A 21,016-nucleotide genomic window follows, 5' to 3' on the forward strand; every position below is an offset into this window, starting at 1 on the left:
GGCGGACGTCAGGGCTGCGGGGTGAGCCAGCGGTCGTACCAGGCCACGCTGCGGCGCATCAGGTCCAGCAGGTGGGCGCGTCCGCCGATCATGTGGCCCTCGCCCGGGTAGACGGCGAACTCGTGGGGGACGCCGTGGTGGCGCAGGGCGCGGTGGAGGAAGAGGCCCTGGCTGACCGGCACGTTCGTGTCGTTCTCGCCGTGGAGGATCAGGACCGGGGTGCGGATGCGGGAGGCGTACGCGATCGGGCTGACGCGGTCGTGGACGTGGGGTCCGGGGCCCTCCCAGCCGATGCTGCCGCTACCCGCGGACTCACGGACGGCCCCCTGCTCGCCGGTCGCGGCCAGCATGCCCCAGTCGCTGATGCCGGCGCCCACGATCGCGGCCTTGAAGCGGTCGGTCTGCGTGACGGCCCACGCCGCGAGGTAGCCGCCGTGGCTCCAGCCGCCGATGCCGAGGCGGTCGGGGTCGGCGACGCCCTGGGCGACGAGGAGGTCGATGCCCTCGGTGATGTCGGTCCACTCGGCGCCGCCGATGGCGCCGTCCACCGCCGTGGCCGCGAAGGCGTGGCCGTGGCCCTCCCCGCCGCGGGAGTTGGGGAGGAAGACGGCGTAGCCGGCGGTGGCGAGGAGCTGGCCGGGGGGCAGGTCGATGTGGAACTGCCATTCGTCGGTGTAGCGCCCGTACGGGCCGCCGTGCGCGATGGTGATCATCGGGAAGGGGCCGTCCGCGCGGGTGCGGCCGGGCGGCAGGAGGAGCAGGCCGTCGAGGGCGAGGCCGTCGGAGGCCTTGTAGGAGAGGCGTTCCTGGCGGCCCCAGGGGATGTCGCGGATCTCGGGGCGGGTGTCGCTGATCCGGGTGAGCGGGCCGTCGGGCGGTCCGGCGTGGACGTCCTTGGGCTCGTACGCGGTGCCCGCGAGCACGGCGACCGTCCCGCCCGTGCGGCTCGCGGTGAGCGCGTGGACGATGCCCGGGCGGGTGTGGAGGCGGCGGAAGCGCCGCTCGCCGGGGTCCAGCCGGAACAGCGCGGTGTCCAGGCCGTCGGCGAAGACGGCCAGGGGCGGGCCGGCTTCGACCTGGAGGAGTTCTCTGGGGCAGACGGTCATGCCGGCGGTCAGGTCGCGTGCCTCGGGCGTTGCCTGGTGCCCCGGGTCGTCGGGGACCGCGCGGTCCAGGACGGCCGGGGAGCCGACCAGCCCGGGCGGGGTGGTGGCCAGGTGGGCGAGGTGCCAGCCGTCCTCGGCACGCCACCAGACCGGGGAGCGTGCCGCGTGCCCTGCGGGGCCGAGGTCGTGGACGGCGCCGGCGGCGGTGTCGACGAGATGGAGCCGTGCGGTCAGTGCGCCGGGGTCCTCCTCCGCGCAGTCCCAGGTGAGGACGGCCAGCATGCCGCCGTCCGGACGCTCGGCCACCTCGACGACGTGCCGGTCGCCGAGGGTGTCGACGGTGCGGACGGCGCCGCTGTCCAGGTCGAGGAGGCGCAGGCGGGCGGAGGGCTCGGGGCCCGTCCGCTCGGTCCACACCATCACGTCGTCGTCCTCGGCCTCGTCGGGTTCGCCGGCGGCGATCAGGGCGACGGTGCGGCCGTCGGCGAGCGGCAGGTGGTCCGCGATGCCGCCGGGCCAGGTGGTGAGGGCCTCGGCGGGGCCGTCCGGTCCGCCGGCGGCGGCGAGGCGGACGCGGTGCAGCTGCCCGGCGGTGATGAAGAGGACCGCCGCCGAGTCCGGGGTCCAGCGCGGGGCGCCGATCCAGCTCGTGCCGTCGGTCAGCCGACGGGCCGGGGCGCCGCCGTCGGCGGGTACCGCCCACAGGGCACTGGCGAGGCGGTCCGCGACGGCGAGGGGCCGCGCCGTGTGGACGACCGTGCGGCCGTCCGGGGAGAGGGCCGGGAACATCGGTATGACGCTGTCCACGACCGTACGTGCCACGATTTCGCTCTGTCCCGTCAATGTGCCCTCCACAGCGTCCACTTGGGTCTCGCCTTCCTCCTGGGAACCGGGCACATCCTGCCGCAGCCCGCGGCCCGTTCCCAGGATGGGAGGACCATGGAGCTGTCGCCGACGAGGACGAACCGCCTCGCGAACGGCTGCCTCGGCGCCCTTCCCGCGGCCGCCTGCGTCGCGTACGCCACGCAGGCGCCGGCCGCGCTCCCCCGCCTCGCCGCCTGTGTCCTCGCCGTGGTCTTCGCGGCCCTCGCGGTACGGGGGTACCGGCTCGGGGTGACCTGCTCCGCCGGGCGCCTGACGACCCGCGGGTACCTGCGCACACGGGTGATCCCGCGCGAGCGGATCACGACCGTCACCGCCTTCCCCGCGGTCCGCTGGACCGGCCCCTCGGGGCGGGCGCGGTGGACGCCGGTGACCGCCTTCGTGACGGGCCCGGGCGAGAGCGCGGCGGCTCGGGAGCGCAAGGAGTACGCCGTCGAGCGGCTGCGGCGCTGGGCCGGCGGGCGGTGAGGTACCGGAGGCGAAGTGCCGGAGGCGAAGTGCCGGAGGCGAAGTGCCGGAGGCGAAGTGCCGGCTGCCCGGTACCGGCCCCTGGTTCTCGGTCGCTCCCACACGGGGTCCGCCGACCGCCGCACCGTCACCCCTCCGCCACCCCGCGGGGGATGGCGGGGCACCGGACCCGTATGGTTGAGTTAGGTAAACCTAACCTAACTTCGCGGAGACCCGGATGCGCAGCAAGACCACCGTCCCCCTCGCTCCCGCTCGGCCGACGCCCGCCGAACGCATCCGGTCCGTCCTCGCCTCGGCCCACTCCATGACCGTCGTCACCGACCGGGAGCGCACGGAGGTGGCCCGGCTGACCGCGCAGGCGCTCGCAGGTCACGTCCACCTGCACCCCCTGGAGACGGCCTTCGGCCCCGAGGGAACCCCGATCTCGCTGGAGTTCACCGACGTCGCCCCCACCGCGGTACGGGACCGGGTGCGCGCCCGCGTGACGGTCACGGGCTGGACGGCGGCGCCCTACCGGCCGGACGCCCAGGACAGCCAGTGCGTGCAGTTCGTGCACGCGACGCTGGAGACGGCGGAGGGCACCGTCCCTGTGGGCCTTGCCGAGCTGACGACGGCGGAGGCCGACCCGCTGGCGACGGCCGAGGCGGGCATGCTGACGCACCTCGTGGACGACCACGCGGAGCTGGTTCCGCTGCTGCTGCGGCTGGTGCAGCCGGCCCCCGCCCCCGGCGCGTGGCGGGTGCTGCCCGTGGCCGTCGACCGCTACGGGATCACGCTGCGCGTGGAGTACGAGAACGGCCACACCGACGCCCGGCTGCCCTTCCTGTCCCCGCTGGAGAGCGCGGACCGGGCGGGGAGCCAGATCCAGGCGCTGCTCAACAGCGCCCGGCGGGCCTCGCACCGGGGACGGCTGTTCGCCGGCTGGTGAACCCGGCGTCATCCCCCGGGGGTCCGCGCAGGCGCGGGCGCCGGCGCTGTCGGACGCCTCTGTCACATTGGAGGCGTCCGGTTCGTCAGTGCGCCAAGGGGACGCGACGAGGGAATGGGACCGATGGACGACACGGAGTTCCTGGCGGAGCGGTTCGAGGAGAACCGTGCGCACCTGCGGGCGGTGGCGTACCGCATGCTGGGCTCGCTCGCCGAGGCGGACGACGCCGTGCAGGAGGCGTGGCTGCGGCTGAACCGGGCCGGGGCGGACGGGATCGGGAACCTGGGCGGCTGGCTGACGACCGTGGTGGGCCGGGTGTGCCTGGACGTGCTGCGCTCGCGGAGCTCCCGGGGCGAGTCGTCGCTGGACGACGTACGGGTGCCGGACCCGGTGGTGAGCCCGGACGACGCGGCGGGCGACCCGGAGCGGGCGGCGCTGCTGGCGGACTCGGTGGGGCTGGCGCTGCTGGTCGTGCTGGAGACGCTGTCGCCCGCCGAGCGGCTCGCGTTCGTGCTGCACGACATGTTCGCGGTGCCCTTCGAGGAGATCGCACCGATGGTCGGGCGCACGCCGGCGGCCGCGCGGCAGCTGGCGAGCCGGGCGCGGCGCCGTGTGCAGGGGGCGGCGCCCGTGCCGGACGCGGACCTCGGCCGGCAGCGGGAGGTCGTCGGGGCGTTCCTGGCGGCCTCGCGCGCGGGTGACTTCGAGGGCCTGGTCGCGGTGCTGCACCCGGACGTCGTGCTGCGCGCGGACACCGGCGCCGCCTTCCCGGGGGTGGCCCGGGAGGTGCGCGGCGCGCGGACGGTCGCGAGCCAGGCGCTCACCTTCCGGCAGGCCGCGCTGCACGCGCGGCCGGCGCTGGTCAACGGGGCGCCGGGGGTGGTCACCGTGGCGGACGGCCGGGTGGTGTCGGTCCTGTGCTTCACGGTCGTGGACGGGCTCGTCGTGGAGATGGACATCCTGGCCGACCCGGACCGGCTGACGGGGCTCGACCTGGCCGCGTTCACCCAATAGAGCACATGTTCGATTGCGGGGTTACCCTGGACGCATGACCGCACCGCTCCAAGGATCGCTCTTCGACCAGACCGACGAGCTGCTGCTCGCTCCGCTGGACGGCCTCCGGCGGACCGGGCTCGGCAGCGGGGCGTGGCTCGACCTGCTGCCCGGGTGGCTGCAGGGGGCCGACGCCCTGTTCGGGGAACTCGCCGGCTCGGTGCCGTGGCGGGCCGAGCGCCGGCAGATGTACGAGCGGGAGGTCGACGTGCCGCGGCTGCTGTCCTTCTACGGGGAGGGCGATCCGCTGCCGCACCCCGTCCTCGACGAGGCCCGGTCCGCCCTCGACGCCCACTACGCGGACGAGCTCTGCGAGCCCTTCGTCACGGCGGGGCTCTGCTTCTACCGGGACGGCCGGGACAGCGTCGCCTGGCACGGCGACCGGACGGGCAGGTCGGCGACCCAGGACACGATGGTGGCGATCCTCTCCGTCGGCGACCCGCGCGACCTGGCGCTGCGGCCCCGCGGCGGTGGCGCGGCCGCGATGCGGCTGCCCCTCGGGCACGGTGACCTCGTGGTGATGGGCGGCTCGTGCCAGCGGACGTGGGAGCACGCGATCCCCAAGAGCTCGCGCGCCGTGGGGCCGCGGATCAGCGTCCAGTTCCGCACGCGCGGCGTCCGCTGAACCGCGCCGCCGCCCCGGCGCCTTCCCCGTACGGCCTTTCGCCGTACAACGCTTCCCCGTACAACCAGTCCCCGTACGGCCTTTCCCCGTACAACCTTTCCCCGCGCCGCGAGTCAACGTCCTCGAAGACCCGGCGACGGGTACGGGGGACCACGGGGAGGGGCCATGGGGCGGGAACGGACGGCGCGGCGCGCCGGGAGAGCGGTGGCGGCGGCGGTCGTGGTGGGCGCGGTCGTGCCGGCGGCGGTCGTCGGGACGGGCGCGGGCAGCGCGACGGCGGCGGCACCGGCGGTGGTGTGCACCTCGGGCAAGGCGGGGCTCGCGGCGAAGCTGAGCAAGGACGTCGCCGCCGCGCTGCGCGGCAGGACGGGGACGGTGGCGCTGTCGCTGCGGGACCGCAGGACGAAGACGGTGTGCACGCTCCGCGCGGACCAGCGGTTCGACTCGGCGAGCACGGTGAAGGTGACGGTGCTGGCCACCCTGCTGTGGGACAACAAGAAGCACAACCGCTACCTGACGGCGCGTGAGGTCAAGCTCGCCACGGCGATGATCACCAAGTCCGACAACGCCGCGACCACGCAGCTGTGGCGGCAGCTCGGGGTGACCAAGGTGAAGGGCTTCCTGAAGGCCGCGGGGATGACCCGCACCGTGCCGGGGAGCAACGGCTACTGGGGGCTCACCCAGGTCACGGCGAAGGACGAGCAGCGGCTGCTCGACCTGGTGACGGCGAAGAACTCCGTGCTGAGCGACAACTCCCGTGCCTACATCCTGAAGCTGATGAACAAGGTGGTCACCGCGCAGCGCTGGGGCACCCCCGCCGGGGCGCCGCGCGGCGTGACGGTTCACGTCAAGAACGGCTGGCTGCCGCGCGCCACCCACGGCTGGCGGGTGCACAGCCTCGGCGCGTTCACCGGCCCGGGCCACGACTACTCCCTCACGGTGCTGACCCAGGACAACAAGACCATGAACGCCGGGGTCGCCACGATCGAGGCGGTCGCCCGCGTCGTCCACCGGGACCTCGCACCGGCCGCCACCGCGGCGGGGACGCAGTCGACGACGCGTACGCCGCAGGAGGCGGTGCCCGCCGTCCCGCCGGGCACGTAGCGGACCGGTTTCCGACGCACCGACAGGCGCCCTCGCGGGGGCGCCTGTCGGCGTTCCGGGGGCGGTTTCCGGACAGGTGTAGTCCTCACCCGGCGTGCCCGGCCCGTCGCGCAGTGCGGCGAAGGCCGCCCGCGCAGCGGAATGAAAGGTTCCACACCGGGAATCGGGATGTCCTGTGAGACGGCTGTGGAGACCGGAATCCCGCCTTGCCGGTCGCGGAACGGCGTCGAAATACTCGACGGCGTTGCTTGGCGTGGACACGCATTCCTTTCGCGATGTGCCGCCTCGGACCGCACATTCCTCCGGGCCGGCGGCCGTTGGGCCGGCCCGTCCCCCCACACGGAGGTACAGGACTTGAATCACCGTCGGACATCCGGACGGAAGGCCGTGCTCGCGGGCAGCGGCGCGACGGCCGTACTGGCGGCACTGATCGTGCTGCCGCACGCCAACGCCGCGCCGGGCCCCGCTCCCGCCCCCAGGAGCCTCACGCCCTCCGCCGCGGTGAGCCTGGCCGCGCACCTCACCGCGGAACTCGGTACCGAGGACACCGCGGGGTCGTACTACGACGCCGGGAGCGACCGGCTCGTCGTCAACGTGCTCGGCGCCGAGGCCGCCGACACCGTCCGCGCGGCGGGCGCCGTGCCGAGGACGGTCGACCGCACCATGGCCGAACTGCGCTCCGCCACCGGCACCCTGGCGACGCGGGCCCGCATCCCCGGCACCGCCTGGTCCGTCGACCCGCGGACCAACCAGGTCGTCGTGACGGCCGACCGGACCGTGTCGGCGGCCGAGATGGACCGGCTGGACGAGGCGGTGGACGGACTCGGCGCCGGCACGGCCCGGATCCAGAGGTCGAAGGGCGCGTTCAAGCCCTTCATCGCCGGCGGCGACGCCATCTTCGGCTCCGGCGCCCGCTGTTCGCTCGGCTTCAACGTCGTCAAGGACGGGCAGCCGTACTTCCTCACCGCCGGTCACTGCGGCGTGGACATCAAGAGCTGGTCGGACAGCTCGGGCGGCGCGGAGATCGGCTCGGTCGAGGCCGCGACGTTCCCCGGTCACGACTACGCGCTGGTGAAGTACACCGGCGGCGCCGACCACCCCAGCGCGGTCGACCTCTACGACGGCTCCACGCAGGCGATCACCTCGGCAGCCACGCCGGCCGTCGGCCAGGCCGTACGGCGCAGCGGCAGCACCACCCAGGTGCACGACGGCACGGTCACCGGACTCGACGCGACCGTCAACTACCAGGAGGGCTCGGTCTCCGGGCTGATCCAGACCGACGTCTGCGCCGAGCCCGGCGACAGCGGCGGCGCCCTCTTCTCCGGCAGCACCGCCCTCGGCCTGACCTCCGGCGGCAGCGGTGACTGCGGCGGCGGCGGGGAGACCTTCTTCCAGCCGGTGACGGACGCGCTGGAGGTGTACGGGGCCGAGATCGGCTGACGCCCCGCGGCGCGCCGATCTCGGCACCACGGCTCGCGGCACCACGGCTCGCGGCACCACCGCGGCGGCGCCGGACACCCCTCCCCGGGACCGGGAGGGGGTCCGGCGCCGCCGTGCGTGTGGGGACGGACGGTGACGCGCGGGGAGCCGGACCGGTCAGCCCCGCCGGCCGGGGCGGAAGTCGCGTACGGCGCGCGCCTGGCGGGCGAGGGCGAGCAGCTCGCCGTCCTCGGCCCACACGGCGCTGTCCTCGACGGCCCAGCCGCCGCCCGCGTGCTCGGTGCGGCTGCGGACCAGCGCCCAGCCCTGTGCGGGCCCGGCGTCCAGGACGTCGGTGAAGTGGACGGTCAGTTCGGCCGTCGGCACCGGGCGGGGCTCGGTCCACACCGCGAACAGCGCGGGCGGCAGGGCGTCGGCAAGGACGACCAGCGCCTGTGGGTCCAGCGGCCGGCCGTCGGCGAAGCGCATCCAGGCGGTGAGTTCGGCCCGCTCCCCGCCGCCCAGGGGGCGCGCGTCGTCGGCCGGGCGGATCTCCAGGTGGGCGGCGAACGCCGCCAGCGAGCGCGGCAGGGTGAGCGGCGGGCACGCACCGGGCCCGGGGACGCCGGGCGCGGGGGTGGCGGCGTGGGCGGGGCCGGGTTCGCTCCGCCCGAAAACGGCGGTGCCGGTGAGCGCGGCGGAGCCGTCCTGCAGCGCGGTGACCGAGGAGACCGACGTGCGGCGGCCCTCGCGCAGGGGGCTCACCGCCAGGCGCAGCGGGCGCTCGTCGACCGGGGCCAGGAAGTGCGCGCCGAGGGTGCGGACCGGAGGCCGCTCGCCGGTGCGGGCGGCCAGGTCGTCGCACATGGCGGCGAGTGCGAGGGCGGCGACGTAGCCGCCTTGCGCTCCGTTCCAGGACCACCAGGAGCGGTCGATGCGGAAGGTGGCGTCGTCCGCGGACCGTGCGGTGCCGGGGGCATCCGCGGTGTCCGCGCCCGTGTCGGGGATCGGGCCGGGCATGACGTCCCCCTGCGGGGTGTGGGTGCGGTGTCCCGGTCCACGGTAGTGCAGTGGGTTGGATGTTCAAATCGAGTCGGAACCCGGCCGGCGACGTCGGCCGGGCGGGCGGCGACGGGTCCGGTCCGCGCGGTCACGCACGGCGACCGGGGCCGGGCTGGGCACGAGGGCGCCCGGCGGCGGGAGGCTCAGTGCGGCGTCGCCCGCGAGGGGACGTCGTGGTGCTGGTGCCCGCCCGTCGCGAGCATGCGGACTTCCCCGCGGTCGCTGATCTCCGCCTGGACGATGCCCGTGTCGTCGCTGTACACCGGGTGTCCCCCGGCACCCTTGCGCTCGGTGCGCTTGACGACCACGGTGTCGCCGGAGACGGGGAAGGTCAGCTCGTAGGTTTCGGCATGACTCATGAGGGGAACCTCCTGTCTCCGCCCATATGACGATTTATGCCCAGAGAATCACTGGCCAATGACACCGGTCATGACGTCCGCTGTGGCGCGGGATCGACCCCGTGGGAGAGCATGGAGCGGTGTCGATCATCAAGGGGGAACACGTGCCGCACCTCACCCACGTCGCCGCTCCGGAGGGTGTCCTCCCGGGCACCGGTTACAGCCACGTCGTGTGGGGCGAGGGCCGCTTCGTCGCCGTCTCGGGCCAGATCGCGGTGGACGAGCACGGTGGGCTCGTGGGGCCGGGCGACCCGGCGGCGCAGGCGCGCCAGGTCTTCGCCAACCTCGACCGCTGCCTGGCGGCCGCCGGGGCGGGCTGGGGCGACGTGGTCAAGCTGACCTTCTTCGTCACCGACGTCGCCTTCCTGCCCGCGGTCCGCGAGGCGCGCGACGCGTACGTCGACACCGAGCGGCCCCCGGCCAGCTCGGCGGTGCAGGTGGCCGCGCTCTTCCGGCCGGAACTGCTGCTGGAGGTCGAGGCGTTCGCGATCGTCCCCGCGGCGTCCGCGGGAGGGGCGGACCGGCCGTGACCCTGGTCCCGGAGCGGTTCTCCGTGACGGCCGCGGCCCGGCGGCTCACCCCGCCGGGGCCCGGCGACCCGCCGCGGGTCTGCCTGGTGGACACGGCGGCGAACGCGGCCGCCGCCGTCCACCTGGCGCCCGGGCTGCTGGACCGGGAGGAACGCGAGCGGGCCTCCGCGTTCCACTTCGACCGCGACCGCACCAGCTACGTCACCGCGCACGTGGCGCTGCGCCTGCTGCTGGCGGCGTACCTGGGGACCCCGCCCGGCTCGGTGCCGCTGGTCCGGGAGGACTGCCCGGCCTGCGGCGGCCCGCACGGCCGGCCCGCGGTGGAGGGCGGCGCCCCGCACTTCTCGCTCTCCCACTCCCGGGAGCTGACGCTGGTGGCCTTCGCCGCGGGCCCGGTGGGGGTGGACGTGGAGGCGCTGCCCGGCGAGGAGGCCGTGGACGGCGTGTGGCGTTCGCTGCACCCGGCGGAGGTGGCCGAACTGGGGGCGCTGCCGCCGGTGGAGCGCCGGGAGGCCTTCGCGCGGGCCTGGGCGCGCAAGGAGGCATACCTGAAGGGTCTGGGGACGGGCCTGGCCAGGGACCTGTCGGAGGACTACGTCGGCTCGGGCCCCGCTCCCGCCGCGGGCCCCGAGGGCTGGTCGCTCTCCGACGTCGCCGTCGGGGACGGCCACCGGGCGGCCGTCGCCGTACGACTGGGCTGACGCCCTCCGGCCCCGCGGCCGTTCCCGTTCACCCCTGCCCGGGAACCGGTTCCAGGGCTGCCCTAGCGTGCGTACTCCTCCGCGAGGAAGCGCATCGTCTGGTCGACGAAGACCCGCATCTCGCGGGAGAGGTTCTTGCCGCGCCGCCAGGCGATCTGGGTGTGCACCTCGAAGGGCACCGGCCACGGCAGGGTCACCAGGGTGCCGGCCTCCAGGGCGTCGACGACGGTGGCGGTGGGCAGCAGGCTGATGCCCAGGCCGGCGGCGACCCCGCGCTTGATGGACTCGATGGTGCCGAACTCCAGGAAGGGCAGCGACTCGCCCGTGCCGTCGTTGAGCTCGGCCTCGAACAGTTCGCGGTAGGCGCAGCCCGCCTCGGCGGATATCACCTGGACCTGCCGGAGGTCATCGGTGGTGATCTTGTCGAACCCGGTCAGCGGGTGGTCGGGCGCGGCCACCACGGTGAGCGGCTCGGAGCCGAGCACCTCGGTCTGCACGCCGGGGTGCTGGGTCTCGGCCTCCATCAGGAAGCCCATGTCGAACATGCCCTGGCGCAGCGCGTGGCAGGTCTCGGCGCAGAGGCTGGGGCGCAGCACGATGTGCAGGGCCGGGTAGCGGTGGTGGAAGAACTCCAGCAAGGGGGGCATCCGGTAGGAGGTGATGCTCTCCATCGAACCGATCGTCAGCACTCCCGAGGGCTCCTCGGAGCCCAGGGTCGCACCGCGCGCCTCCCCGGCGAGCGAGAGCATCTGCTCGGCGTACGGCAGGAGCCGCTGGCCGGCCTCGGTGAGCTGGATGCGGCCCCCGAGACGGTCGAAGAGGTCGACCCCGAGCGACATCTCCAGCCCCTTGATCTGGGCCGTGACGCTGGATTGCGCGTACTTCAGTTCCGTCGCCGCCCGGGTGAAGCTGAGCAGCGTCGCCACCTTGTGGAACGTCGCCAGCTGCCGAATGTCCATTGACCCCTCCCGTGGTTCGGCTCACGCCGGATCAATACTCCCTCCACAGGAAATCAAGTGGCCGGTGCCGGGCGCCAGAACTCCGGGTTGTCTGATCGAGGACAACCCCCGTCAGCATGGGGACACATCGTCCTCGCCGGGATCGGCCGGAACGACGTCGCCGTCGGGGATCAATCCCTGGCGGCCGATCAGCAATCCCGCCTGGAATCTGCTGGTGGCGCCGAGTTCCTCCATGATTACGGATATGTGGCGACGACATGTACGGGTCGCCATCCCGAGCCGCCGGGCGATCACCTCGTCCTTCAATCCCATGGCCATCAAGCGCAGAATTGACAGCCGCAAGTCCTCGGTGACCTGGTGGTATTCGGCGGTCCGGCCCACGTCGAAGGGCTGGCTGGCCTGCCATATGGACTCGAACGACCGGCACAGATAGGCGACCAGGGTGGGATCGGAGACAATCGCCGCACCCGGCGGTTCCTTTCCCTTCCGCTCCTTCGGTATGAACGCGAGTTTGCGGTCGTAGATGATCAGCCGCTCGGAGAGCTCCTCGGCGGTGCGGACCTCGGCGCCCCCCTCGCATATCTGCCGCACGTAGGTGCGGGTGGCGAGGCTGGTGCGGGCGGTGTGCTGGTAGAGCGTGCGGATGCGGATCCCGCGGCGCCGCATCTCCAGGGTCTGCACCAGGTCCTGCTCGAGGAGTTCGGCGCTGCGGCCGCCGCCGGGCTGCAGGCTCATCCGCTCCTCGGTGCAGCGGCGCCGCGCCAGGTCGATCTCCCTGCGCACTTCCTCGAAGTCGTCCAGCACCCTGACCGGCACGTCGTCGGGGGCGGCCCGGTCGCTCGTGCGGTAGACGGCGGACAGCGCCCGTAACTGCCGGTGTATCGCGGCGATCTCCTGCCGGCGGTGGGCGATGGACAGCTCCAGCGGAGTCACCAGTTCCGCTTCCGCGACGTCCGGGTCGAGCGCCACGACGGAGCGGCCGGCGCCGACGCGGCCGAGCAGCCGCAGCTCCTCCAGGGTCTTGCGGGCCTCGGCGACCAGGTCGACGTCGACGCCCAGCTCGGCGGCGATCTCGTCATCCCTGAAGGCACCGGCTCGCAGAGCGCATTCGTATGCATCAACAGCAAGGTCGTCCAACAGGCGATGCTCGTCCACCGATCACCCACCCCATGCCCGTTTTGCCGCTATCCACTTGTTGCCGCTCCATCATAGGACACTTCCGGCGGGTCGAACTCGATCTCCGGAACTGACACCTTGTTCTGGTGCCCACAAAGGGCGCGGCAGACAAGCGATGTGGGGGGATCCACGATGGTGAGCACTCGTCATTTACTCGCCCGGGGCTTCGCGGTGATCGTCCTGGCGGCCGGAGTTGTTTACTCCGCCGCTCCGGGGACCGCGGTCGTTTCCGGCGACGGCCCGCGGAACGTGACGCTGGCGGATGACAAGTGGGACGAGGCTCCGATCGGTGGCGCCGACACGCATTCGGCCGGCGACCACCACGCCTGATTCGTCACGGTAATTGGTTGAAGGAGAAAACATGTCGTCGAATGACCCCATGACCACGCCCCCGGGCGGCCCGGAAGAGGAATCCGGCACTCTGCACTGGCCGCGGCGGCGCTAGCCGCCGCCGCGGCCGGGCCCCGGCCGGGCCCGGCTGCTCAGTGGTGCACGCGGCGGTCGCCCGGGGTGACCCGGTACCTGATGTCCCACAGGTTGCGCCGGACGTACGTGCGCTGGAGCCAGCGGTCCCGGCCGTCGTAGCGGGCGGTGAACCGCGAGCGGGCGTGCACGCCCTTGCGGTTGTTGACCAGCAGGGCCGTGCCCGGTTCGAGCCGTACGGCGTGCGCCGACGCACGGCAGGCCTCCTGCAGCAGTTCCAGGGCCGCCGCGGCCCCGCGGGTGAGCGGGCGCACGCCGTTGGCCGAGACGGCGATCCCGGGGAAGTCCCGGGAGCCGCTGACGATCGGCACCGGGTCCGACAGGACCTCCGCACCGCCCGCGACATCGCGGGTGTAGCTGCCCGGCGCGTTGAGCCGGAACAGCGGACTGCGCAGCGTCTCCAGCGCGCCGTCCGCCAGCTGCCCGCAGATGTCGCGGGCGTCCGCGTAGTAGGTGGCGGCCGTCCCGGAGGGGTCGCCGCGCAGGCAGTTGAGGACCAGGAAGTCCGGGTTGGCCACGTCCCAGCGCCCGGCCGGGTCGTGGGTGATGTCGCTGTGGAAGTTGAGGAAGACGGCGGAGCCCTGGTTGGTCTGGGTGCTCTCGCCGCCCGGGACCGGCACCACGTCGTGGATCAGCCGCCCCTCCTTCTCGGTGAGCACGCCGACCGGCTCGCCCAGCAGCCCCGACAGGCCCAGCAGCACCCCCTCGGCGACGAAGCCGCGCTTGGCGCGGCTGGGGCCGCCGTCCACCGGGGTGGGCGGCAGCTCCCGGTCCACGGGCAGGTTGCGCACCAGGGCGACGCCGGGGGTGTCGACGTGGCGGCCGAAGTCCAGGACGCGCTGCAGCAGTGCGGTGGGCAGCGCGGCGAAGATCCGGTGGTAGTGGGTCATCGCCCGGTCGATGTCCCGCGCCGGGTCGGGGAGCGCCGCGAGCCGCTCCCCGATGTCGTCCCGTACCGCGTCGGGCAGTTCCAGCTCGGCGAAGGTGTCCTGCACGGCTCACACTCCTACAAGGCGGGCGTCGGGGGCGCCGGCGGGGGCCGCGAAGTCCAGCCGGTCGTGCAGCCGTTGCGCGAGGTGCAGGGCGTCCTCGGCGCTCTCGGCGATGTGGGTGGTGACCTTGCTGCCGCGCACCTCCGCCACCGGCACGCCCACCCGCCGGCCCGGGGTGACGCCCTGCCGCAGCTGGACGGCCTCCAGGTCGACGAAGCCGCCGATGACGGCCACGCGGGGTTCGCCGGTGAGCCGCACGGTGTCGATGCCGGCCACGTGGAAGGCGTTGTGCGCGGCGTCGGCGTGGGCGTCGTCGGGGAAGTCCAGCACCACCGAGCGCCGGTCGAGGACGACGGCGGCCATCTGGTTGCCGACCGCGCTGATCCGGGTGCCCGGCGAGTACGGGGCCCGGTTGTAGCGCAGCACGATCTCGATGCGGTGCCGCAGCGCGAGCTGGACGGCGCGGCGGTGCAGCACCTTCGCCCCGTACAGCGACATCAGGGCGGCCATGTTGTACGAGACCTGCGGCAGCAGGCGGGCCCCGGTGACCAGGTGCGGGTCGGAGGTGTAGATGCCGTCGACGTCGGAGTGGATCTCGCAGACGTGGCTCTCCACCGCGCGGGCGACGGCCAGCGCCGACAGGTCCGAGCTGTTCTTGCCCAGCCACGTGGGCCGGCCCTGGCCGTCGACGGCCTGGCCGCCGGGGACGACGACGACCTCGTGCCGCTCGAGCGCCCTGCGCAGCGGGCCGGGGTCGGTGCTGACCACCCGGGCCCACAGGAAGGAGGAGTTGGTGACCAGCCCGACCTGGTGCCCGGCCAGCACGGTGGCGCTGCGGCCCGCCCGGTGCAGGGCGCTGGCCAGCAGGTGGGCGCTGAGCAGGTCGCCGGTGCAGAGCATGCCCGCGGCGGTGGCGTCCTCGGGGCGGAGGTTGACCTCGTGCAGGCGGCCGCGCAGCCCCTCGGTCTCGCCCTGCATCGCGCTGACCACCACGGCCAGCGGCCGGCCCTCGCGGCGTATGCGCTCGTCCAGGCCGGCGGCGAGGTCGTGGTACGCGGCGGGGGTGCGGAAGGTGGAGCCGCCGAACTTCAGTACCGCCGGGGCCGTCATCGCGCGCCTCCCGCCAGGAAGCCGCGGCTCAGGGCGTACTCGGCGATCTGGACGGCGTTCAGGGCCGCGCCGACCCGCAGGTTGTCCGAGACCAGCCACATCCAGAAGCCCCGCGGGTTGTGCGGGGCGACCCTGATCCGCCCGATGTGGACGTGGTCGGGGTGCCCGGCGGTGAGCGGGGTCGGGAAGCCGCCCGGGTGCTCCCGGTCGTGGACGGTGACCTCGGGCAGCCGGGCCAGCAGCGCGACGAGCTCCCCGCGGTCCACGGGTGCGCCCGCCTCCACCCAGACCGCCTCGGAGTGGGAGTTGACCACGGGCACCCGCACGCAGGTGGCGGTCAGGTCCAGGTGCGGGAGCCCGAGGATCTTGCGGGACTCCTGGAGCATCTTCTGCTCCTCCAGGGTGAAGCCGTCGTCCAGCAGCCGGTCGATGGAGGGGACGACGTTGAAGGCGAGGGCGGGCCGGAAGCGCTCGGAGGGCAGGTCGGCGTCCGGGTCGCGCAGCGCGACCTCGCTGCCCTCCAGGAGTTCCTCGATGCCCTGGTGGCCCTGGCCGGAGGCGGCCTGGTAGGTGCTGACCACCACCTGGCGGACCCCCCAGCGGCGCTGCACCGGCAGCAGGGCGCGGACCAGCGGGATGGTGGAGCAGTTGGGGTTGGCGACGATCCCGCCGCCCGGGCGGCGGTGCAGTTCCGCGGCGTTGACCTGCGGCACCACGAGCGGGGTGTCGGGGTCCATGCGGAAGGCGTTGGTGTTGTCGATCACCAGGGCGCCCTGGGCGACGGCGGACTTGGCCCACTTGTCGCTGACCGCCGTGCCGGCCGAGAAGAACGCGATGTCGGCCCGCCCGAAGTCGAAGTCCTCCAGGGCGACGACCTCGCGGGCGCGCCCGTCGACCGCCACGTGGCGGCCCGCGCTGCGCGCCGAGGCGACGAGGTGCACCTCGCGGTAGCGCAGTCCGCGTTCCTCGATCAGTTCGATGAGGGTGCTGCCCACGGCCCCCGTCGCGCCGACGATGGCGATGCGCGGGGCGGCGGGATCGGTAACGAGGGTCATCGGGGATCTCCGATCTGGACGAGCCCGGCCGCGGGTGCCGTGGCTTCCGGTCCGGTGCCGCCGGCCGCGGCGGGACGACGGCGCCGCGGCAGCAGCGGCCAGCCGAGGTTGACGCCGAGTCCCGCCGCGGCGATCAGCGGCACTCCGAGGGCCTGCACCGGCCCGACGCGGTGCCCGTAGACCGCGAGGTCCACCAGGATCGCGACGGCCGGGTAGACGAACGACAGCACCGCGATGCGGTCGGTGGACAGCTTCCGGTACGAGGAGTAGAGCAGGACGTACATCAGGCAGGTGTGGATCACGCCGAGGCCGACCATCCAGCCCCAGCGCGCGCCCAGCCCGGCGGTCTCGCCGAGCCGGGCGAACGGCAGCAGCAGCGGGATGCCGACCAGGACCTGGATCAGCGCGGTCAGTTGCGGGCGGACGGTGGTGAGCCGCTTGGCGATCACGGTGGCGAAGGCGTACAGCAGGGCCGCCGCCAGCGCCTCGGCGATGCCGAGCGGCCGGCCGCCCCCGCCGGGGCCGGCCCCCGGCGGGCCCGCGACGAGCAGCACCCCGGCGAAGGCCAGCACGATCCAGCCGGCGCGGTGCCGGTCGAGCCGTTCCCGGAACAGCGCGACGCCCAGCAGCACCACGTAGAAGGGCTGGGTGTGGTAGACGACGGTGGCCACCGAGATCGAGGTGCGGCGGTAGGCGTCGAAGAGCAGCACCCAGTTGAGGACGATGCACACCCCGCCGAGCGCGGCGAGCGCGAAGGTGCGGCGGGTCAGCCCGGTGTTCCTGAGGTGGCCCCGCAGCAGGCAGTAGGCGGCCAGCGCGACCGCCCCGAAGACGCAGCGGAAGAGCACCACGGTGGTGGAGGAGACCCCGGACTCCAGGACGAAGACGCCGAGGGTGCCGGAGAGCCCCATGGCCGCGGTGAGTTCGAGGGCGCCCCGGCGCGCCCGTGCGGCGGGTGTGGCGTCACTGCTCATGCGCTGTCGGCTCCTTCCGCGGCGGACGGGGGTCAGTGCAGGGGGACGGCGTAGTGCAGCCCGCCCCTGGTCCACAGTTCGTTGGGGCCGCGCGGCACGTCGAGGCCGGACGCGGCGCCCAGGTTGCGCTCGTAGACGTCGGCGTAGCTGCCGACGGCGGCCAGCACGCGGGCGGCCCAGCCCTCGTCCAGTCCGACCGCGGGGCCGTGCGGGCCGGCCAGCGCGGCGGCCCTGCCGGTGCCCTCGTGCTCGGCGGCGGGCAGCAGTTGCAGCACCCAGCGGACCAGCCGGAACCAGTGCGGGTCCGCGTCGCGTACGGCGGCCGCCATCGGCTCGCGGGAGATCGAGGCGGGCAGGATGCGGTGGGCCCGCGGGTCGGGCAGTCCGGCGCGGGCCCCGGCCAGGGCGATGCGGTCCAGGACGTAGGCGGCGCAGTCGCCGGAGGCGTACGCGGCCAGCGCGCCCGCGGGGTCGTCGAAGCCGACCGGGACGGTGGTCAGGCCGCGCGGGCCGTACCAGGCGGCGAGGTTGACCGGGGTGGTGCAGCCGGTGTGGACGGCGAGCCGCCGCCCCGCGAGCCGGGCCGGGTCGTCGACGCCGTCGGCGGCGCGCACCAGGAAGCCCTCGCCGTCGTAGGCGGTGATCCCGGCGAAGAGCACCGGGTGGGCGGCCTCCCGGCCCAGTGTCCAGGTGAGGTTGCACACCGTCAGGTCGGCCTCGTCCGCGGCGAGCACGGACAGCCGGTCGGCGGCCCGTACGGGGCGCCAGTCGACGGCCTCCGGGTCGTGGAGGACGGCCGCCGCCACGGCGCGGGCGATGTCGGTGTCCAGCCCGGTCCAACGGCCGTCGGCGGTGCGCAGGGACAGCCCGCGGATGCCCAGGGAGACGGCGGCGCGCAGGACGCCGCGGGCGCGGACGGCGTCCAGGGTCGCCGGCGTCGTGCGCGCGGGGGCGGTCATGAGGCGTACCCGTGGAGCGGGCGGGCGGTGCCGGTGAGGTCCTCGCGGTCGTAGCGGCGCTCGTTGAAGGAGAGCATCTCGCCCAGGCCGCGTGCGGTGAGCGGGGTGACGGGCGCCGCGGGGCCGCCGGCCGGGCCGGTGGTCACCGGCATCGCGCCGGCCTCGGTCCAGCGGAGCATGCCGTACGGGTCGACGGCGGCGCGGGCGCGGCCGGCGTTGCCGGGGTGCAGGCAGTACGGCACGTCGAGGACGCCGCGGGCGAAGGCCGCGACGAGGGCGTCGCCGACGGTGTCCGCGAGGGCGAGGGTGGCGTCGACGAGGGTCCCGGCCTCCTCGTACAGGCCGGTGGCGGTGGGCCGGGGCCCGGCGGCGGCGCCGGGGCGGGCGGCCGCTTCCGCCACGGCGTGCGCGAACTCCAGGGCCTCGACGTTCTCCTCGACGGTGGGGATGCGGCGGGACTCGGCGGGCGTCTTGACCACCAGCCGCTCCGCGCCGCCGCGCACCGCGAGCCGGACGCTGTGCTCCAGCAGCCGGTAGGAGCCGATCGGGGTGCGCGGGAAGACGCCCATGTAGGTGTAGAGCACGACGTGCCGGTCGGTGCCGGGCAGCCGTTCCGCGGCCAGCCGGCGCAGCGCGGCCAGGGCCTCCAGGTCCTGGCCGGGGTGGACCTGCTGGGCGTAGCTGAGCGAGATGCCGGTCAGCCCGTGCTCGCGGAAGAACATCCCCTCCAGCACGCTGAGGGCCACCAGCAGCGAGGGCGGGCACAGTTGGCCGAGCATGCAGCCGCCGAAGGTCTCCAGGTGCGGGGGGACGGGCTGCCCGGCCAGGAGTTCGCAGCCGGCCCGCCACTCGCGGACCGCCGCCGCGAGCGGGGTGCGGCTGTAAGGCAGGCAGTACGAGACGGGGCCGCCCTCGGTGGCGTCGACCCCGGCCGCGGCCACGGCGCGCAGCAGGCGCAGCGGCAGGGCGGTGCCGTGGCGGAGCTGCACGGGGAAGTCGGGGGCGGCGGTCTCCGCCAGCAACCGCCGTACGGCGGCGGGCCCGTGGGCGAGCAGCGGGAAGCCGTTGAGGTCGGCGGCGCGGTCGCGCAGGGCGCGGCGGGCGGCGGCGTAGTCGTGGCAGCGGGTGTAGCTGTCGAGGGTGATGGTGCCGGCCGCGGTGGCGCGGGCCGCGCGTACGGCGCGCAGTCCGGCCCGCATCCGGCCGAGGTCGCCGAAGCCCATGCGGGGCTGGACGACCAGCCGTCCGGCCGCACGGGCCCGGCGGACGAACGCGGAGAAGCGGTCGGCGCTGTGCGGCATCAGGCCACCTCCCCGGGCGCGGTGCGGCGCGGGGCGGAGTCCCGTCCTCGTCGTGGGCCGGCCGGCCGGTCCGGCGCCGCGGCGAGGAGCCGGGCGGGCGACGCGGGACGGGGGTGCCGCCGGCCGGCGCCCGGGAAGGGGACGCCGACGGGGCCCGGGGCGGGCGGGGTGCGCAGGGCCCGCAGGTAGGTCTCGAAGCGGGCGAGCGCGCCGCCGCCGGTGTCGTCGCCGTCGTCGAAGACGGCGTCGTAGCCCGCGGCGGCCAGGCGGGCGGCGGGGCGGGCGTCGTCGCGGCCGTGGACGCCGAGCTTGCCGCCGATCACGACGGGCAGGGCGGCGAGGGCCGGTTCGGCGCGCAGGGCGCGGATCAGCCGCAGCCCGTCGAGGTGCCCGTGGCCGTTGACGGTGCCGATGACCAGCAGGTCCGGGCGGAGCGCGCGGCAGGCGCGGGCGATCTCCGCGTCAGGGGTGAGGCTGCCGAGGTTGGACACCTCGTGACCGTGCTCCTCCAGCAGCAACTGCAGGAACACCAGGTTCCACATGTGTGCGTCGGAGGAGACACCGGAAACAATGATCCGCCTCCGGGAGGCGGCAGCCATGCCAGTCATTGATTCCCTCGGTAGGAATGTGGAGTGGGCCGGGGAAATCATCCGCGGCGCGCCGCCGGAGGGTCCAGCGGTGCCGGGTGGAAATACCCGAAGGTCGCGATCAGGAATTTCTATCCCGCACTGTCCGGATCGTCCCCGTTCCCGAACAGATCCAGCCGGGTCGCCGCCATGCCCAGTTGGAAGCGGGTCTCCACACCGAGCTTCTCGCACATGCCCGACAGGTAGCGGCGGAGCGTACGGGTGGAGATACCCAGCCGCCGGGAAATGAATTCATCCGACCTGCCGAGTTCCAGCTGGCGCAAAATGGCCACCTCGACGTCCTCGAAGACGTCGCCGTCGAAATCGCCGCCGACCGGTTTCGCGTGCTCCCAGATGTGGTCGAATATGACTTCGAGAAACGAGACCACGGTCGGGTCGCGGAAGAGCGCCGCACCGCCGCCCTTTCCGGTGGACACCAGTGCCACGACGCCGTCCAGCAGGATCATCCGGCCGGGGATGACCGCCGCGGTGCGCAACTGGGCGCCCAGGTCGCCCAGTCGCGTCATGTGCCGCAACGCCTCCCGCTGCCGCCGGGCGGTGTGCGGCACCACGGTCCGGTAGCGCACGCCCCGGTCGAGCAGGTCCCGGTCCAGGTCGAGGGCGGCCCGCAGGGTCTGCGGGCCGCCGAGGGTGGGGTGGGCGGTGAGCACGCGGTGCCGGACCTGCGAGGACAGGTCGGAGAGCCGGTGCCGTACCGCGTCGCCGTCGGTGAGCAGTTCGGTGGTGGTGCCGGCCAGCCGCTGCCGCTGGTGGGCGTCGTACAGGGCGCCGAGCGGGCCCAGGTCACGCCGGGTGGTGTCGATCTGGCGCAGCAGCTGGTGCGCCTGCAGGCTGAGGGAGGCGGTGAGTTCGGCCGCCGCGAGGCCGGGCGAGACGACCTCGTAGCGGCATGGACCGTCCGGGTGCAGCAGCCGGTGCGCCATCAGCCGCTTGACCGACTCGTCGAACTCCTCCGCCGGCAGACCGAGTTCGGAGGCGCAGTGGCCGGCGTCCGGCGACACCTGCAGCAGGTGCCGGTAGACGCCGACGTCCTGGGATGTGAGCTCCTGGTCCGACACGGCGGCTCCCCTTTGCTGGTCGTGCT

22 protein-coding genes are annotated in these 21,016 nt (G+C 74.3%); 9 read left to right on the forward strand and 13 right to left on the reverse strand.

What is annotated here, in order from left to right:
• Positions 1–8: 8 nt before the first annotated feature.
• Positions 9–1,928, reverse strand: a complete 1,920-nt coding sequence (locus tag ACZ7MY_RS16970; RefSeq protein WP_499602556.1) for an alpha/beta hydrolase family protein — start codon at positions 1,926–1,928, stop codon at positions 9–11.
• Positions 1,929–2,045: 117 nt separating this feature from the next.
• On the opposite strand from ACZ7MY_RS16970, the gene ACZ7MY_RS16975 reads away from it, so the two are divergent.
• From ACZ7MY_RS16975 to ACZ7MY_RS17000, 6 genes are all read left to right on the forward strand, one after another.
• Complete coding sequence (locus tag ACZ7MY_RS16975) at positions 2,046–2,456, forward strand: hypothetical protein (protein ID WP_499602557.1); 411 nt, start codon at positions 2,046–2,048, stop codon at positions 2,454–2,456.
• Positions 2,457–2,673: 217 nt separating this feature from the next.
• On the forward strand, positions 2,674–3,384 hold the full coding sequence (locus tag ACZ7MY_RS16980; RefSeq protein WP_499602558.1) for a DUF2470 domain-containing protein: 711 nt from the start codon (positions 2,674–2,676) through the stop codon (positions 3,382–3,384).
• Positions 3,385–3,507: 123 nt separating this feature from the next.
• Positions 3,508–4,398: an RNA polymerase sigma factor SigJ gene (sigJ, locus tag ACZ7MY_RS16985; RefSeq protein WP_499602559.1), complete on the forward strand. Its 891-nt coding sequence runs from the start codon at positions 3,508–3,510 to the stop codon at positions 4,396–4,398.
• Between the two features lie 34 nt (positions 4,399–4,432).
• A complete protein-coding gene (locus ACZ7MY_RS16990) occupies positions 4,433–5,062 on the forward strand; it encodes an alpha-ketoglutarate-dependent dioxygenase AlkB (protein ID WP_499602561.1) in 630 nt (209 codons plus the stop codon).
• A 165-nt stretch (positions 5,063–5,227) separates the two neighbouring features.
• Positions 5,228–6,166, forward strand: coding sequence for a serine hydrolase (locus ACZ7MY_RS16995; protein WP_499602563.1), 939 nt, complete (start codon positions 5,228–5,230; stop codon positions 6,164–6,166).
• Between the two features lie 354 nt (positions 6,167–6,520).
• Complete coding sequence (locus ACZ7MY_RS17000; RefSeq protein WP_499602564.1) at positions 6,521–7,606, forward strand: S1 family peptidase; 1,086 nt, start codon at positions 6,521–6,523, stop codon at positions 7,604–7,606.
• A 156-nt stretch (positions 7,607–7,762) separates the two neighbouring features.
• Here ACZ7MY_RS17000 and ACZ7MY_RS17005 read toward each other — a convergent pair whose 3' ends face one another.
• Together ACZ7MY_RS17005 and ACZ7MY_RS17010 are read right to left on the reverse strand one after the other, a co-directional pair.
• Positions 7,763–8,605, reverse strand: coding sequence for an acyl-CoA thioesterase (locus tag ACZ7MY_RS17005; protein WP_499602566.1), 843 nt, complete (start codon positions 8,603–8,605; stop codon positions 7,763–7,765).
• A gap of 185 nt (positions 8,606–8,790) precedes the next feature.
• Positions 8,791–9,006, reverse strand: coding sequence for a DUF6296 family protein (locus tag ACZ7MY_RS17010; RefSeq protein ID WP_431965720.1), 216 nt, complete (start codon positions 9,004–9,006; stop codon positions 8,791–8,793).
• Positions 9,007–9,125: 119 nt separating this feature from the next.
• Between ACZ7MY_RS17010 and ACZ7MY_RS17015 the strand changes: the two genes are divergently transcribed.
• A complete protein-coding gene (locus tag ACZ7MY_RS17015; protein WP_499602567.1) occupies positions 9,126–9,575 on the forward strand; it encodes a RidA family protein in 450 nt (149 codons plus the stop codon).
• Positions 9,572–10,276, forward strand: a complete 705-nt coding sequence (locus ACZ7MY_RS17020) for a 4'-phosphopantetheinyl transferase family protein (RefSeq protein WP_499602569.1) — start codon at positions 9,572–9,574, stop codon at positions 10,274–10,276. Before ACZ7MY_RS17015 ends, ACZ7MY_RS17020 begins: the two co-directional genes overlap by 4 nt.
• A gap of 62 nt (positions 10,277–10,338) precedes the next feature.
• Here the strand turns inward: ACZ7MY_RS17020 and ACZ7MY_RS17025 are convergent, their stop codons facing one another.
• Positions 10,339–11,235 carry a LysR family transcriptional regulator gene (locus ACZ7MY_RS17025; protein ID WP_499602571.1) on the reverse strand — a complete coding sequence of 299 codons (897 nt, stop codon included), beginning with the start codon at positions 11,233–11,235 and terminating at the stop codon, positions 10,339–10,341.
• Positions 11,236–11,346: 111 nt separating this feature from the next.
• Positions 11,347–12,390, reverse strand: a complete 1,044-nt coding sequence (locus ACZ7MY_RS17030) for a helix-turn-helix transcriptional regulator (protein WP_499602572.1) — start codon at positions 12,388–12,390, stop codon at positions 11,347–11,349.
• Between the two features lie 153 nt (positions 12,391–12,543).
• On the opposite strand from ACZ7MY_RS17030, the gene ACZ7MY_RS17035 reads away from it, so the two are divergent.
• Positions 12,544–12,741 (forward strand): hypothetical protein, encoded by a 198-nt coding sequence (locus tag ACZ7MY_RS17035; protein WP_499602573.1) that lies wholly within the window; start codon positions 12,544–12,546, stop codon positions 12,739–12,741.
• Positions 12,742–12,893: 152 nt separating this feature from the next.
• Here the strand turns inward: ACZ7MY_RS17035 and ACZ7MY_RS17040 are convergent, their stop codons facing one another.
• The 8 genes from ACZ7MY_RS17040 to ACZ7MY_RS17075 form a co-directional block, all read right to left on the reverse strand.
• On the reverse strand, positions 12,894–13,889 hold the full coding sequence (locus ACZ7MY_RS17040; RefSeq protein ID WP_499602575.1) for a TauD/TfdA family dioxygenase: 996 nt from the start codon (positions 13,887–13,889) through the stop codon (positions 12,894–12,896).
• A gap of 3 nt (positions 13,890–13,892) precedes the next feature.
• On the reverse strand, positions 13,893–14,996 hold the full coding sequence (locus ACZ7MY_RS17045) for an amino acid kinase family protein (protein ID WP_499602577.1): 1,104 nt from the start codon (positions 14,994–14,996) through the stop codon (positions 13,893–13,895).
• A complete protein-coding gene (locus tag ACZ7MY_RS17050; RefSeq protein WP_499602578.1) occupies positions 14,993–16,051 on the reverse strand; it encodes an aspartate-semialdehyde dehydrogenase in 1,059 nt (352 codons plus the stop codon). Before ACZ7MY_RS17050 ends, ACZ7MY_RS17045 begins: the two co-directional genes overlap by 4 nt.
• Positions 16,048–17,025, reverse strand: a complete 978-nt coding sequence (locus ACZ7MY_RS17055) for a DMT family transporter (protein WP_499602580.1) — start codon at positions 17,023–17,025, stop codon at positions 16,048–16,050. The genes ACZ7MY_RS17050 and ACZ7MY_RS17055 overlap by 4 nt, the downstream gene beginning before the upstream one ends.
• 32 nt (positions 17,026–17,057) lie before the next feature.
• A complete protein-coding gene (locus ACZ7MY_RS17060; RefSeq protein WP_499602581.1) occupies positions 17,058–17,984 on the reverse strand; it encodes an amino acid ABC transporter substrate-binding protein in 927 nt (308 codons plus the stop codon).
• Positions 17,981–19,285 carry a methylaspartate mutase gene (locus tag ACZ7MY_RS17065; RefSeq protein WP_499602582.1) on the reverse strand — a complete coding sequence of 435 codons (1,305 nt, stop codon included), beginning with the start codon at positions 19,283–19,285 and terminating at the stop codon, positions 17,981–17,983. The genes ACZ7MY_RS17060 and ACZ7MY_RS17065 overlap by 4 nt, the downstream gene beginning before the upstream one ends.
• A complete protein-coding gene (locus ACZ7MY_RS17070) occupies positions 19,285–19,884 on the reverse strand; it encodes a cobalamin B12-binding domain-containing protein (protein WP_499602583.1) in 600 nt (199 codons plus the stop codon). The genes ACZ7MY_RS17065 and ACZ7MY_RS17070 overlap by 1 nt, the downstream gene beginning before the upstream one ends.
• A 119-nt stretch (positions 19,885–20,003) precedes the next feature.
• Positions 20,004–20,990 (reverse strand): helix-turn-helix transcriptional regulator, encoded by a 987-nt coding sequence (locus tag ACZ7MY_RS17075; protein ID WP_499602584.1) that lies wholly within the window; start codon positions 20,988–20,990, stop codon positions 20,004–20,006.
• Between the last annotated feature and the right edge of the window lie 26 nt (positions 20,991–21,016).

It is taken from the genome of Streptomyces sp. NPDC111520 (assembly GCF_055635295.1).